The organism is Flavobacterium psychrophilum (assembly GCA_001708385.1).
In the GTDB taxonomy this organism is placed as follows: Bacteria; Bacteroidota; Bacteroidia; order Flavobacteriales; family Flavobacteriaceae; genus Flavobacterium; species Flavobacterium psychrophilum_A.
In genome coordinates this window covers 3,538,449-3,552,692 of record CP012388.1, presented here as the reverse complement: position 1 = coordinate 3,552,692, position 14,244 = coordinate 3,538,449, and the positions used below count along the sequence as shown (strand labels likewise).

Annotated in this window: 13 protein-coding genes; 7 read left to right on the top strand and 6 right to left on the bottom strand. The window is 40.6% G+C overall.

What is annotated here, in order from left to right:
* Nucleotides 1–11 precede the first annotated feature (11 nt).
* On the bottom strand, nucleotides 12–791 hold the full coding sequence (locus ALW18_15625; GenBank protein ID AOE53816.1) for a hypothetical protein: 780 nt from the start codon (nucleotides 789–791) through the stop codon (nucleotides 12–14).
* A gap of 255 nt (nucleotides 792–1,046) precedes the next feature.
* Here ALW18_15625 and ALW18_15620 point away from each other — a divergent pair, with 255 nt between their 5' ends.
* The 5 genes from ALW18_15620 (at nucleotide 1,047) to ALW18_15600 (ending at nucleotide 5,201) form a co-directional block, all read left to right on the top strand.
* Nucleotides 1,047–2,993 carry a threonyl-tRNA synthetase gene (locus ALW18_15620; GenBank protein ID AOE53815.1) on the top strand — a complete coding sequence of 649 codons (1,947 nt, stop codon included), beginning with the start codon at nucleotides 1,047–1,049 and terminating at the stop codon, nucleotides 2,991–2,993.
* A gap of 169 nt (nucleotides 2,994–3,162) precedes the next feature.
* Nucleotides 3,163–3,570, top strand: coding sequence for a translation initiation factor IF-3 (locus tag ALW18_15615; GenBank protein AOE53814.1), 408 nt, complete (start codon nucleotides 3,163–3,165; stop codon nucleotides 3,568–3,570).
* Nucleotides 3,571–3,698: 128 nt separating this feature from the next.
* Nucleotides 3,699–3,896: a 50S ribosomal protein L35 gene (locus tag ALW18_15610; GenBank protein AOE53813.1), complete on the top strand. Its 198-nt coding sequence runs from the start codon at nucleotides 3,699–3,701 to the stop codon at nucleotides 3,894–3,896.
* A 97-nt stretch (nucleotides 3,897–3,993) separates the two neighbouring features.
* Nucleotides 3,994–4,338 (top strand): 50S ribosomal protein L20, encoded by a 345-nt coding sequence (locus ALW18_15605; protein ID AOE53812.1) that lies wholly within the window; start codon nucleotides 3,994–3,996, stop codon nucleotides 4,336–4,338.
* 104 nt (nucleotides 4,339–4,442) lie between these two features.
* On the top strand, nucleotides 4,443–5,201 hold the full coding sequence (locus ALW18_15600; GenBank protein ID AOE53811.1) for a hypothetical protein: 759 nt from the start codon (nucleotides 4,443–4,445) through the stop codon (nucleotides 5,199–5,201).
* Nucleotides 5,202–5,334: 133 nt separating this feature from the next.
* Here the strand turns inward: ALW18_15600 and ALW18_15595 are convergent, their stop codons facing one another.
* The 3 genes from ALW18_15595 to ALW18_15585 form a co-directional block, all read right to left on the bottom strand.
* Nucleotides 5,335–5,580, bottom strand: a complete 246-nt coding sequence (locus ALW18_15595; GenBank protein AOE53810.1) for a hypothetical protein — start codon at nucleotides 5,578–5,580, stop codon at nucleotides 5,335–5,337.
* Between the two features lie 235 nt (nucleotides 5,581–5,815).
* Nucleotides 5,816–6,658 (bottom strand): asparaginase, encoded by an 843-nt coding sequence (locus tag ALW18_15590; GenBank protein ID AOE54445.1) that lies wholly within the window; start codon nucleotides 6,656–6,658, stop codon nucleotides 5,816–5,818.
* A 69-nt stretch (nucleotides 6,659–6,727) separates the two neighbouring features.
* A complete protein-coding gene (locus ALW18_15585; protein ID AOE53809.1) occupies nucleotides 6,728–7,666 on the bottom strand; it encodes a cyanophycinase in 939 nt (312 codons plus the stop codon).
* Between the two features lie 212 nt (nucleotides 7,667–7,878).
* Between ALW18_15585 and ALW18_15580 the strand changes: the two genes are divergently transcribed.
* Nucleotides 7,879–10,506: a cyanophycin synthetase gene (locus tag ALW18_15580; protein AOE53808.1), complete on the top strand. Its 2,628-nt coding sequence runs from the start codon at nucleotides 7,879–7,881 to the stop codon at nucleotides 10,504–10,506.
* An 85-nt stretch (nucleotides 10,507–10,591) separates the two neighbouring features.
* Here the strand turns inward: ALW18_15580 and ALW18_15575 are convergent, their stop codons facing one another.
* Nucleotides 10,592–11,854: an asparagine synthetase B gene (locus ALW18_15575; protein AOE53807.1), complete on the bottom strand. Its 1,263-nt coding sequence runs from the start codon at nucleotides 11,852–11,854 to the stop codon at nucleotides 10,592–10,594.
* A gap of 202 nt (nucleotides 11,855–12,056) precedes the next feature.
* Between ALW18_15575 and ALW18_15570 the strand changes: the two genes are divergently transcribed.
* Nucleotides 12,057–12,233, top strand: a complete 177-nt coding sequence (locus tag ALW18_15570; protein AOE53806.1) for a histone H1 — start codon at nucleotides 12,057–12,059, stop codon at nucleotides 12,231–12,233.
* 381 nt (nucleotides 12,234–12,614) lie between these two features.
* On the opposite strand, the gene ALW18_15565 is transcribed toward ALW18_15570, so the two are convergent.
* Complete coding sequence (locus tag ALW18_15565) at nucleotides 12,615–14,156, bottom strand: DNA helicase (GenBank protein ID AOE53805.1); 1,542 nt, start codon at nucleotides 14,154–14,156, stop codon at nucleotides 12,615–12,617.
* Nucleotides 14,157–14,244: the final 88 nt, after the last annotated feature.

Below are 14,244 nucleotides of genomic sequence, written 5' to 3'. Positions count from 1 at the left end.
CAACCAATATTTTATTTCAGGAATGCCTTAGCAATAGGTGGCTGACCTGTTTTCGACATCAGTCCGCCATCAGCAACAATCGTGGTTCCGTTTACAAAAGACGCATCGTCTGATGCAAGAAAGGTAACCACTGTTGCGATTTCTTCGGGCTGCCCTATACGCCCTGATGGTATAGCATCGTGATACTGTTGCAGCACATCATCGTTTAGCGCATCCTTAAGCAATGGAGTTTCAATAGGCCCGGGGCATACTGCATTACAGCGGATGTTATCGCCACCGTGGTCGTTCGCCACAATTTTTGTCAGGTTTATTACGGCAGCTTTGGCTGCATTGTAAGATGCCATCGCGTAGTCTGCCCCCAAACCACTAATCGATGCCGTATTTACAATAACGCCTCCACCGCCTTTAATAAACTCCGGAATGGCATATTTACATCCCAAAAACACACCGTCAACGTCTATTGCAAATACTTTGCGCCATTCTTCAAGGGTGGTATCCGGGATAAGGTTAAATCCGCCAATCCCTGCATTATTATGCAGTATATCAAGCTTCCCAAATGCTTTAACCGTTTCGGAAACCATATTCTTCACTTCTTGTTCTTTACTAACATCTACTTTTAAAGTCAGTACCGCATCGGCATATTCCTTTTTTACGGCATCCAGTGCTTCCTGGTTCATATCTGCCACGGTAACTTTGGCTCCTTCTTCAACTAAAATCTTTACTGTAGCTTTTCCTATTCCGGAAGCACCTCCGGTAACAATGGCAACTTTGCCTTCAAATCGATTTTTCATTATAGTAAGCTTTTAATTCAATAGATTATATTTGTATATACAAACAATACTATAAAGTTACGCATGCTTTAATGGTGCTGAAAGTTATTTATGCTTCATTTAACAGCAATAGGAATTTTGAATGATGACTACATCCGCAATTTTCGGTTTGCCAACTCCCTCGAAAAAGAACTGATTTTACGGCTAAATGATTTGCATATATATTGTAAGTGAATTGCTATTAGTTTATATTTGCGCTTTATAAATTTTTTCTAAATGATAAATATTACACTGCCGGACGGTTCGGTTAAAAAGTTTGACGCAGGGGTATCTCCCCTGGACGTTGCCATGAGCATTAGTGAGGGTTTAGCAAGAAACGTGATTTCTGCATCCTTTAATGGTACAACTGTTGAAACGAAAACCCCACTGACGACGGACGGCTCTTTAATATTATACACCTGGAACGATAAAGAAGGTAAGAAAGCTTTCTGGCACTCTACTTCTCACGTTATGGCGCAGGCCCTACAGGAACTTTACCCGGGCATTAAGCTTACAATTGGCCCTGCTATTGACAATGGTTTTTATTATGATGTAGATTTTGGCGATAACACCGTTACCGACAAAGACTTTAAAGCTATTGAAGATAAAGTGCTTGCCATTGCAAGGGAGAAACATGAATTCACTATGCGTTCGGCTACTAAAGCTGAGGCTCTTGAGTTTTACAAGAACGAGAACAATCCGTATAAAACGGAACTTATAGAAAACCTTGAAGACGGTACTATTACGTTTTGCGACCATGCTACGTTTACCGACTTATGCCGTGGCGGACACATTCCGAACACAGGTATAATCAAGGCATTTAAAATTATGAGCGTTGCCGGTGCTTACTGGAGAGGTGACGAGAAGAACAAACAGCTCACACGTGTGTACGGCATCTCTTTCCCGAAACAGAAAGACCTTACCGAATATCTTGAGCTTCTTGAAGAGGCAAAAAGACGTGACCACCGTAAGCTTGGTAAAGAACTTGAACTGTTTGCTTTTTCAAGCAAAGTGGGTCAGGGATTACCTTTATGGCTTCCAAAAGGTGCTGCACTTCGCGACCGTTTAGAGCAGTTTCTTAAAAAAGCACAAAAGAAAGCCGGATACGAGCAGGTGGTTACACCACACATCGGGCAAAAAGAATTATACGTTACATCCGGCCACTATGCTAAATATGGTGCAGACAGCTTCCAGCCGATACACACACCACATGAAGGTGAGGAGTTTTTGCTGAAGCCGATGAATTGCCCGCACCACTGCGAGATCTACAATACCAAACCGTGGTCGTATAAAGACCTGCCTAAGCGTTATGCTGAATTTGGTACTGTTTACCGTTATGAGCAGAGTGGTGAGCTTCACGGACTGACACGTGTTCGTGGATTTACTCAGGATGATGCACACATCTTCTGTACTCCGGATCAGCTTGATGAAGAGTTCAAAAAAGTAATCGACCTGGTACTTTATGTATTCAGCTCGTTAGGTTTTGATAACTTCAGCGCGCAGATATCGCTTCGCGACCAGGAGAACAGAGAGAAATATATTGGTACAGACGAGAACTGGGAGAAAGCTGAAAATGCTATTATCAACGCTGCTAAAGATAAAGGTCTTAATACTGTAGTAGAATATGGCGAGGCGGCTTTTTATGGCCCTAAGCTTGACTTTATGGTGAAAGATGCACTTGGCAGACAATGGCAGCTTGGAACGATACAGGTAGATTACAACCTTCCTGAACGTTTTGACCTGACGTACAAAGGTTCTGATAACGAACTGCACCGCCCTGTTATGATTCACCGTGCACCGTTTGGATCTATGGAGCGTTTCATTGCAATTTTGCTTGAAAACACAGCCGGAAACTTCCCGCTTTGGTTAATGCCTGAGCAAGCTATCATACTGTCTCTTAGTGAGAAATATGAAAATTATGCTAAAAAAGTTTTAGAATTGCTGGAAAATCACGAAATTCGCGCCCTCATAGATAACCGAAACGAGACTATAGGTAAAAAAATACGCGAAGCGGAGGTTCAGAAAATGCCGTATATGCTTATCGTTGGTGAGGAAGAAGAGAAAAACGGTACGATTTCTGTACGTCGTCATGGCGATGCAGGTAAGTCTAACCAAAGTATGACAATTGAAGAATTTGCTTCCTTAGTACAGGAAGAAATAGATAGAACACTAAAAACATTCTAAGTTTAACTTAAATTTAAAAGCCATAGCAATAAGAAACAACAGAGGCTACCAGCCTCGAGTAGAAAAAAAAGATGCACATAGAACTAATGCTGCAATCCGTGTCCCTGAAGTAAGGCTTGTTGGGGACAATGTAGAGCCGGGTCTTTACAAAACATCGGTAGCGCTTCAAATGGCAGAAGACCAGGAAGTAGATCTTGTTGAGATCTCTCCTAATGCCGAACCGCCCGTATGTAAGATCATGGACTATAAAAAGTTTCTTTACGAACAAAAGAAACGCGACAAGATGCTTAAGGCTAAGTCTACGCAGATTGTAGTAAAGGAAATACGTTTCGGCCCTCAAACGGACGAGCATGATTACGAGTTCAAAAAGAAGAATGCAGAGAAGTTCCTTAAAGAAGGTTCTAAACTAAAAGCATTCGTATTCTTTAAAGGACGTTCTATCATTTATAAAGAGCAGGGGCAAATCCTTTTATTAAAGCTTGCAACAGATCTTGAAGAGTGGGGAAAAGTAGAAGCTATGCCGGTTCTTGAAGGTAAGAGGATGATTATGTTCATCGCTCCTAAAAAGAAAAAATAATACTCAGTGATAAAGTCGAAAGTCTTAAAGTTTAAGTCCGTTTGGATTTTGCTTTACGACTTTCGACTTCAGACTTTGGACTATACAAAAAAATAAGTAAGTAAGATAAATTCAAATACAGGAAGAAAATGCCTAAAATGAAAACCAAATCCTCTGCCAAAAAACGATTCAAAGTTACTGGCTCAGGAAAGATCAAGAGAAAGCACGCTTTTAAAAGTCACATCCTGACTAAAAAATCTAAAAAGCGTAAGCTAGCTTTAACTCACTCTGCACTTGTTCACAAGACAGATGAGAGAAGCGTAAAACAGCAATTAAGAATTATCTAATAGCTGTCGGTTAAAACAAATTAAATAACCCTGGAGCATGGCTCATTAAGTTTCCGCTAATTATATCGGAACGCCTGCTACAAAAACAAGTAAAATTATGCCAAGATCAGTAAATTCAGTAGCATCAAGAGCTCGTAGAAAAAGAGTATTGAAGCAAGCCAAAGGTTTCTTTGGAAGACGTAAAAACGTTTGGACAGTAGCTAAAAACGCGGTAGAAAAAGCAATGGTTTATGCTTACCGTGACAGAAAACAAAAGAAAAGAAACTTCCGTGCTCTATGGATCATGCGTATCAACGCTGGTGCACGTCTTCACGGAATGAGCTATTCTCAATTCATGGGTAAAGTTAAAGGTGCAGGTATCGAATTGAACCGTAAAGTTCTTGCAGACCTTGCTGCTAACCACCCTGAAGCGTTTACAGCTATCGTAAACCAAGTTAAATAAAACGTTTATAAACAATATATTTATCTTACTTATTTAATAAAGACCCGCTCAGCAATGTGCGGGTTTTTTATTTATACTAGTTATCTAAACCTTATAAGCGATACATGTTCTGGAATAAAAGCCCTAAACTTCCCGTTACAACAGAAGACAAGGATTGGGTGGAAGAATACCTACTTCATCTCAAAGATAATCTTGTCGAAGAACATTTTCTAAGCCTTGAAACCATTTTGCCAACAAAAGAATTTTATAATAATACTTTTTTCGCAACCGAAGAAGATGCCCACTTTGTATTGGAACAAACGAAAATTTACATGGCGATCGAACATGACAATATAAAGTTGCAATTCTTTTCAGACCAACCGGTAACGATGGCTGACGGTACAATACTATCAACTCCGGCAGATCGCAATGGTAGTTGGCAAAGTGCAGCAGGCAAATATCATGTCAATGATGAAACCATATTTATCTCTATTGAACGTAAACTTCTCACAAATCCCCAGGCTCTGATAGCAACCATAGCACATGAACTCTCCCACTATATACTTCTAGGCGAGAAAAGAATTGAAGAAAATGATGAATATCTGACCGACTTAATGGCTATTATTTATGGATTCGGAATAATGATGGGGAATACCAGATTCCGTTTTTCGGCAACACGGGATATTAAAATGAGTGGTTGGGAAATGTCTAGTAGTGGCTATCTCCCTGAACAAATTATCGCCTATACCATTGCATGGCTGTGTAATTACAAAACAGAGGAACCGGTATGGAAAGAAATGTTGAATCCTACAATGCTAAAATATTTCAATCAGAGTGTAGCTTATATTAAAAAATACCCGGAGATGATAAGAGTTGAATTGTAAGTTACCTGATATTATCCCATACCAACACGCCATCTTTGTGTAGCGATATATCACCCTTGTGTTCTTTATACAGGTAATGTTCGTTGCTATATTGTATTCCTGAAGCTACAGAATCCTGTTTAGCCATAATAATTTAACCATTCACTTCAAACACTGCAGTGTGCCTGGTTTTATTATAAGATCGCTTCAGCGTAATACCCGAGTTGTTGGTAACACTTCCGTTAAGAACTTCATCAGTAGAAGTTGTAGCCGTTACTTTATCTATTGAATTTACACTATCCGAATTCACTGATTTCTCAGCCGTAGTATTAGTATCTTTATTTTTCTCTGAACAGGCTAACGCTAATAAAGCCACACTTAAAATCATTATCTTTTTCATAATGACATTTTATATATCCTGATCAAATGTAGCCTAATCAGTATTTAGAAACTAAGAGATTATGCATTCGTTAAGACACAGAAAAGGCTCAATCAGCCGTTTTTTCAATCATATTTTCTGTTTGCAAGAGTGTCAGGCCCTTCTTAATTACGATAGGGATTTCTCCATTACGCTGTGCTTCGGTCGAAATGACAGAGCGTTCATATAAAATCCTACTTTGAAACTTTGAAAAAAACTACCCAAACACTTCAATATCCTGCCCGTCATAACTGGCAAAAACCATTGACGGGTGCGAATCCTGGTGAAATATATTTCCATTCTTGTCGATACCAATAGCACCGGCAAAACCATCATACGGTTCTAGTTCGGAAAAAGTTTTAGCGAAAGCATCTTTAATAGGCATGCCATCTGTAACACGTGTTACAATTTTTGTAGCAGTAGCATTACTGACGATATCTTCTCCTACCCCGGTACAGCTTACACCGCAAAACTCATTTGTATAATTTCCGGCAACGGTAGCCGAATCTGATATTCTTCCTACCATCTCAAAACCTTTCCCCCCGGTAGACGTCGCTACAGCTAAACGCCCTTCACTATCTAAAACTACACAGCCTACAGTTCCGAGTCCTTTTGCTTCGAGCTTCGCTTCATATTCTTTACGCCTTTGCGGAATTTCAGTCGAAAACACATCAAAACCATGTTCACGCGCAAACTGAATTGCCCCTTTCCCGCCTAAGATCCTGTCATCATATTTCATCAGCTTTACTGCAACTTCAATTGGATTCTTAACATCTTCAATATTAATAACACCGCTCATTTTTTGGGTAACACCATCCATAAGGGCGGCACTCATTCTTATTTTTCCGTCACTTTGTATCTGCGATCCGGTTCCTGCGTTAAACAAAACATCATCTTCCAGAAGCGAAACCGCATACGCAGCCGTTTCTAATGCTGAATGCTCTTTAAGATAATCGTATGATTTTGCAATAATAGATTTTAAAGCATTTTGTTTGTCGGCTTTTGTCTGTGCATCTGTTGTCGATTCACTAAAAAAACCACCGTGTATAATAAGCTTCATAAATATGCTGTTGGTTTGTGTATAAAAAAATAACGGGCAACTTTCGCTGCCCGCCATAACTATATAATATTATTCAAGTTCTATGCCCGGTGTATTTGCTTCATCATCTGTTTCTACAGGAATAGCAAGTGCCGAAGAATATTGCGAATTATGAATTTCTAACGTGTGTGTCTGTAAATCATAGGTATCATACATACTCATTACATGGACTACAAGATTATTGATAGATATTGGTCGTCCAAGCTCTACCTGCGTAAGGTTAGTATCCATGATCTGACGTCCGTCTACCAAAATTACAAGGCCAGAACCTATCGCTTCCATTTTGCCGTTGTTGGTTATCAGCAGCCCGGTATCTTCACCAAGTCCGATACCCAATACGCGTGGATTGCCAACTACTGCCTGAAATAACCTGCCGATACGTCCGCGCTGTACAAAGTGCGTATCTATAATCACATTCTGTATAAGGCTAAGCCCGCTGGTAATTTTAACCTCCCCCTTAAGCAATGCCTCATGGCTGCTTCCCTGGTAGATCATATTATTAGATGCGGCCGCTGCCCCGGCAGACGTTCCCGCATAAATAAACTCTTCGTTTTTGTATTTATCAAGTAAGATGTCATGAAACTTTGTGCCTCCTAATATAGACGTAAGTCGTAACTGATCGCCTCCCGTAAACATTACTACATCTGCTTCCTGCACCCTTTTAAGGATTTCAGGATCGTTAGTCTGCTCACGTCTTTCGATATGAAGTATGCCTACATTTTTTGCTTTCAGGTATTCAAAAGCTTTCACATATTGAGGTCCTACTTCGCGCGGTATTACCGATGCCGTAGTCACCACTTCTATTCTTGAATCTTCTCCGCGTTTGGATTCTTTAATAACGCGCCTTAAAATACCACTTTCAAAAAAGTTAAGGTTATTGGCCACGTTCACATCATAAGAAACTTCTGTAAAACTGCCTTTATCTACGGCTCCTCCTATGATTATTAATTTTCCCTGTACATTTTCCATTCTGCAAAAATAGTTAAAAAATTAAAACCCTTATTTACATAACAAATAATGAGCCAAAAGATTTCCTTAAAAAAACGTGTAAATAATGTATTTAAATATTTTTTTAAGTAAATTACTATCGATGAACAAACGCTTGTTATAGTATAGTGGTTATTCATTAAAAAACACCAAATTCTAAAATACACATTTAACACACATCCTCTGTCTACTTTATGAAGATACTTAAAATTCAGGCCCTTCGCGGACCAAACATTTGGAGCGTTTATCGAAAAAAACTAATTCAGATGCGTTTAGACCTGGAAGAAACAGAACAGTTTCCTACCAATAAAATTGATGGTTTCCGCGAACGCATCGAAGCCCTGTTGCCTTCACTTATAGAACATCGTTGTTCTGAAGGACATAAAGGCGGTTTTTTTGAGCGTATCGAAAGAGGCACCTGGATGGGGCATGTAATTGAACATATTGCTTTAGAAATTCAGACACTTGCCGGAATGGACACCGGGTTTGGTCGTACACGCGAAACAAAAACACCCGGAACCTATAATGTTGTATTTAGCTACCTCGAAGAAAATGTAGGCTTATACGCAGCGGAAGCTTCTGTGCGTATTGCCGAAGCCCTTATGAGCGGAATTGACTATGACCTTGATAACGACCTGCAAACCATGCGTAAAATCCGCGAACGCGACAGGCTGGGCCCAAGTACCGGAAGTATCGTGGAAGAAGCTGTTGCACGCGATATTCCGTGGATTCGTTTGGGGAGTAACTCTCTTGTACAGTTAGGTTATGGTGTTAACCAAATGCGCTTTCAGGCAACTATTACTAACAAAACAAGCCATATAGCAGTAGATATTGCCTGCAACAAAGAGGCTACAAAACGCATGCTCGAAGCAGCATCTATTCCCGTTGCAGGCGGTGGCATTTGTACCGATGAAACTGAACTGGAAGAGATAATCGCAAAAATCGGCTATCCCATAGTATTAAAACCCCTTGATGGTAATCACGGAAAGGGCGCATCTATAAATGTTACGAATTTTGAAGACGCTAAGGCCGGACTTGAATTTGCGCAAAAATACGGACGCAGGGTTATCGTTGAAAAATTTATTACCGGTTTCGACTTCCGCGTATTGGTAATTGATAATAAAGTTGTTGCCGCTGCCCAAAGGGTACCTGCCCACGTTAAAGGAAATGGAAAAAATACTATTCAGGAACTTATAGATACTGAAAATCTTGATCCGCGTAGAGGTTACGGACATGAAAATGTACTGACCGAAATTACGGTTGACCGTGATACCACCGATCTTTTAGCTAAGATGGAGTATACACTGGAAACCGTTCCGCAGCAGGATGAAATTGTTGATCTAAAATCTACCGCTAACCTTAGCACAGGCGGAACATCCGTTGATGTAACCGATATGATGCATCCCGAAAATATCTTTATTTCTGAAAGGATTGCCCGCGTTATTGGGCTTGATGTTTGCGGAATTGATATTATGGCAGAAAATCTTACGCAGCCTTTAAAAGAAAATGGCGGCGTAATACTGGAAGTGAATGCAGCACCCGGCTTCAGGATGCACCTTGCACCGTCCGAAGGCTTACCACGCAATGTAGCTTCTCCCGTTCTGGATATGCTTTACCCTCCGGGAAAACCAAGCCGCATTCCGATTTTTGCTGTTACAGGTACAAACGGAAAGACAACAACTACCCGCCTACTTGCACATATCGTTAAAAATACCGGCTTTAAAGTTGGCTTTACAACGTCTGATGGTATTTATATTCAGAATCATATGCTCGAAAAAGGCGATACCACCGGCCCTTTAAGTACCGAATATATCCTGAAAGACCCTACTGTTGAGTTTGCTGTACTGGAAACTGCACGTGGAGGTATTTTACGATCAGGGTTAGGTTTTAGCCGATGCGACATTGGTATTATTACTAACATACAGGAAGACCATCTTGGGCTAAACGATATCCATACGCTTGATGATCTGTCTAAAGTAAAACGTGTTGTAGTTCGAAGCGTGAAAAAAGACGGATGGGCAGTGCTAAACGGTGATGACCCGGAATGTATTAAGATTGCAAAAGAACTCGATTGCAATGTCGCTTACTTTAGTATGGACGAAAGCAATCCGTTTATAAAACAGCTTGCAAAAGAAGGACGCATTACTGCAGTTTACGAGGATGGATTTATAACCATTAAAAAAGGGGAATGGAAAATACGTATCGAAAAAGCATCGCACGTGCCATTAACTATGGGCGGAAAAGCGAAATTTATGATCGCCAATGTGCTTGCAGCTACGCTTGCCTCCTACCTTTGGGGTTTTAAGACCGAAGATATCAGCCTTTCATTACAGACATTTATACCTGGTGCCGCACAAACACCGGGACGTATGAATATTTTCGATTTCAGAAAATTTAAAGTACTAATTGACTTTGCTCACAATCCGGCAGGCTACCGTGCTGTTGAAGATTTTCTCAGTAATGTAGAAGCCACCCAAAAAATAGGAATTATTGCCGGTGTTGGCGACAGGCGCGATGAAGATATTCGTGAATGTGCCGAAATTGCTGCCCGTATGTTCGACCATATTATCATAAGGCAGGAAAAACACCTTCGCGGCCGCACCGACGAAAACATCAACCAACTAATATGGGAAGGAATTAGAAACTCGGGAAGGGATGTAACCCACGAACTTATACCGAAAGAAACCGACGCCCTGAAACACGCTATGAACAGCGTAAAAGAAGGCGGCTATATTACAGCTCTAAGCGATGTTGTAGCCAACGCCATTGATGTGGTTCAGCAATATCTCGACAAAGAAAACGAAGAGATCATAGGTGACTAAAAGCAAAAAAATCCCACTGTTAAAGTGGGATTTTTGTTTTATATCAGCAATATTTGACTTTGCTACTTTGGAACTATGTCACTCCTTATGTTTTAAGTTTCTTTTTTCTAGCTGCCGGGAACAATACATTATTTAATATAAGTCTATACCCCGGTGAATTAGGATGAAGGTCTAACACAGTTGGAGCATCTCCAACCCTGTGCTGGTAATCCTCAGGGTCATGGCCTCCGTAATACGTGAACATACCTTTACCTTTAGTACCGTGAATATATCGCGCCTCTCCGGTTTGTTTGTATTCGCCCATAACCAATACGCCCGATTTTACCCTGTCAGATTTAAAAGCTGTGGTCTGTCCCATAAAGCCTTTTACCAATTGTGTATGGTTCTGGCAAAGCATAGATGGAATTGGATCCCACTTTGCCGAATAATCCATCAGTGTAAAATAATCGTTATCCATTGGAACCAAGCGACCATTTGTGGTATCGATATCCGAAAATTCATATTGAGCCGGATTGCGCTCCAGTATAAAATCTTTAAAGGCAAATGTATTATTATAGTCAATTTTAGACTGGTAATTAGGTTCGCTTGCATCACCGTCGAACATTGGTTCGCAAATATCGACACCTTCAGCAGAAAGTGCAATATCAAAACTATCGGTTGCAGAACACATGGCAAACATAAATCCGCCACCAATTACAAAGTGCTTTATCTTATTTGCAACAGCAAGTTTTTCCTGAGACACCTTACTATAACCCAGCTTCGATGCCAAAGCTTCGGCTGCTTTTTTCTGTTCAATGTACCAAGGCGCATTTTTGTAGGCTCCGAAAAACTTACCATACTGACCGGAAAAGTCCTCATGGTGCAGGTGAAGCCAGTCATATAACAAAAGTGCATCACCCAAAACTTCTTCATCGTAAATAGCAGTAAACGGAATTTCGGCATAGGTTAAAACCATTGTTACCGCATCATCCCACGGTTGTTTTCCGGGTGGAGTGTACACGGCGATTTTAGGAGCTTTTTCCAGCACAACGTTTTCCATGTTTACCGACGGGCTGCTTATCTCATCCAGTATAGCATTTGCCTCGCCATCGCTAAGCACTTCAAAGCTTACACCGCGAATCTGGCATTCGCGTCGTATTTGGTCTGCGTCCGGTAAAAGGAAAGATCCTCCCCTGTAGTTTAGCAGCCAGTTCGCTTTGTAACTCTTATCTAAAGCCCAGTAGGTAATACCGTAAGCCTTTAGGTGGTTTTGCTGAGTGGTTTCGTCCATAGGCAGCAATATCATGGATGCTTTTGCAGAAAAGCCCATAACCAACAGCAGGACAATATAGATATTTTTAAATGACATTTATATAATAAGATTTAATCAAAGATACTAAACTAACGATAGATATTGAAGCGTATTATCTGCTGACAAGCCAAAACAGTGCCACCGCTGTAATATAATAACAAAATTTGTAAAAAAACAGTAAGAGAAATTTGTCTAAAACTCGCTTTAAATGCCGCAAAAAGCTATTTTTGCACCTTAATTTAATATAAGCAATATAATCATGAAAGATCTATTCTCTCAAATCAACGCCGAAATTGAAAAATTCAAAGCAGAAGCAGAACTGCACATTGAAAAAAGTAACAAAGCTGCAGGAACAAGAGCTCGTAAATCAGCTTTAGAGCTAAGCAAGTTTCTAAAAGACTTCAGAAAAGTTTCTGTTGAAGAGTCTAAAAAATAATGAATTAACCGCCTTTGCAAAAAGGCGGTTTTTTTATGATCATAATTTTAAAATGGTATTTTTAAAATCTTCAAGTGACATAAACTCCATCTCAACTTTTTCAATCTTAATCAAAGTTTCTTCAAACTCATCTTTTATTACAACTAAAAATTTCTTGTCCATACACTCACTTAATTGATTCTAAAATAGAAGTATAAAAAAATGCACCGCTTCCCCGGTGCATTTATAGTTTATTGTTTAGTAGTGGATAATGCCGTCTTAATCTTGTACAGTGATGTGTTCGGCACCGTTAACATCCATTTGTCGTATTGCTTCGGTTAGTGCGAAGTCTTCAGTATTAGTTATTCCCATAGGTATTCAGGTTTGTGATTATCTTATTTTTTAGAATGGAACATCGTCGTCGTTAGCGCTTGGGCTGTTCATATTACTTCCAAAAGCATCATTTGCAGATGGCAGGTTTTTGATGAACTCATTGTTGCTGTTCATGCTCGAAGGCAATTCGTCAAACGGAGAGCTAAAATCATCAAGATTATCAAACTTACCAAGGCTTCCGATGAACTTAAGCCTGATGTTATCCAATCCACCGTTACGGTGTTTTGCTACGATAAACTCGGCCTGACCCTGTGTAGGAGAACGCTCCTCATCATCCCACTCATCAATTTTATAGTATTCAGGTCGGTAGATGAACGATACGATATCCGCATCTTGCTCAATCGCACCCGACTCCCTTAGATCCGATAGCAACGGACGCTTGCTCGATCCACGGGTCTCAACGGCACGAGATAACTGCGATAGCGCAATAACCGGCACGTTAAGTTCTTTTGCAAGTGCCTTAAGCGTTCTCGAGATCGTTGATATCTCCTGCTCACGGTTACCGCCGCCCTTACTATTTCCACCGGCAGTCATTAACTGAAGGTAATCGATAATGATCATCCTGATTCCGTATTGCGACACCAGTCTTCTTGCCTTCGCCCTAAGGTCAAAGATAGAAAGCGATGGCGTATCATCTATATAAAGCGGTGCTTTTTCAAGGTCTTTTACTTTAATACTCAGCTGTTCCCACTCGTGCTTTTCAAGTTTACCCGTACGAAGCTTTTCAGATGAAAGTCCGGTTTCACTCGAAATCAAACGGGTAATAAGCTGTACAGAGGACATCTCCAGAGAGAACAAAGCCACACCATGCCCTGCATCAATAGCGATATTACGCGCCATTGATAGTACAAACGCGGTCTTACCCATACCCGGACGCGCCGCGATAATGATAAGGTCACTTGGCTGCCATCCTGAGGTAAGCTTATCCAGATCGTGGAAACCTGTTGCCACACCACTCATACCCTCCTGGTTCGCAATTTCTTCAATACGTTTTTTTGCTTGGAGCACCAAACTCTGAGCTGTTTCAGAGCTTCGTTTAATGTTACCCTGCGTTACTTCATATAGTTTAGACTCTGCTTTATCCAGCAAATCGAATACGTCGGTGGTTTCGTCGTAAGCATCTTCTATGATCTCACTTGAAATTTTTATAAGGCTTCGCTGAATGAATTTCTGAAGGATGATCCTTGAGTGAAACTCAATGTGTGCAGATGACGATATCTTCTGCGTTAACTGTATCAGGTAAAAATCGCCGCCTGCAAGTTCCAGTTTCCCTGTCTTTTTTAGCTGCGCCGATACTGTTAATAAGTCAATTGGCTGTGTATCGTTAAAAAGTTCAACAATAGCCTCATAAATATGCTTGTGCCCATCTACATAAAAAGCATCGGGCTGAAGGATATCAATAACATCATCAACCCCCTTCTTGTCTATCATCATAGCGCCTAGTACGGCTTCCTCAAGGTCGCGTGCCTGCGGGGGCAGCTTACCTTTCTCGAGGCTGATAATAGCAGTCTTATCAACTTTTACGGGGTTTATGTTCCTGATATTTTCCATAGTACGAATGTAATTAATTTTAGGGCGAACAGGTTAAGGAATTGTTAAGTACCACCTGTTGATATCGTGTTGATAAATAGCACTTTGT

Coding starts and splice junctions, on each gene's coding strand:
- ALW18_15615 (AOE53814.1), top strand. CDS start 3,163: ATGGCAGAAGACCAGGAAGTAGATCTTGTTGAGATCTCTCCTAATGCC.
- ALW18_15600 (AOE53811.1), top strand. CDS start 4,443: ATGTTCTGGAATAAAAGCCCTAAACTTCCCGTTACAACAGAAGACAAG.
- ALW18_15575 (AOE53807.1), bottom strand. CDS start 11,854: ATGTCATTTAAAAATATCTATATTGTCCTGCTGTTGGTTATGGGCTTT.
- ALW18_15570 (AOE53806.1), top strand. CDS start 12,057: ATGAAAGATCTATTCTCTCAAATCAACGCCGAAATTGAAAAATTCAAA.
- ALW18_15605 (AOE53812.1), top strand. CDS start 3,994: ATGCCAAGATCAGTAAATTCAGTAGCATCAAGAGCTCGTAGAAAAAGA.
- ALW18_15625 (AOE53816.1), bottom strand. CDS start 791: ATGAAAAATCGATTTGAAGGCAAAGTTGCCATTGTTACCGGAGGTGCT.
- ALW18_15585 (AOE53809.1), bottom strand. CDS start 7,666: ATGGAAAATGTACAGGGAAAATTAATAATCATAGGAGGAGCCGTAGAT.
- ALW18_15580 (AOE53808.1), top strand. CDS start 7,879: ATGAAGATACTTAAAATTCAGGCCCTTCGCGGACCAAACATTTGGAGC.
- ALW18_15590 (AOE54445.1), bottom strand. CDS start 6,658: ATGAAGCTTATTATACACGGTGGTTTTTTTAGTGAATCGACAACAGAT.
- ALW18_15595 (AOE53810.1), bottom strand. CDS start 5,580: ATGAAAAAGATAATGATTTTAAGTGTGGCTTTATTAGCGTTAGCCTGT.
- ALW18_15620 (AOE53815.1), top strand. CDS start 1,047: ATGATAAATATTACACTGCCGGACGGTTCGGTTAAAAAGTTTGACGCA.
- ALW18_15565 (AOE53805.1), bottom strand. CDS start 14,156: ATGGAAAATATCAGGAACATAAACCCCGTAAAAGTTGATAAGACTGCT.
- ALW18_15610 (AOE53813.1), top strand. CDS start 3,699: ATGCCTAAAATGAAAACCAAATCCTCTGCCAAAAAACGATTCAAAGTT.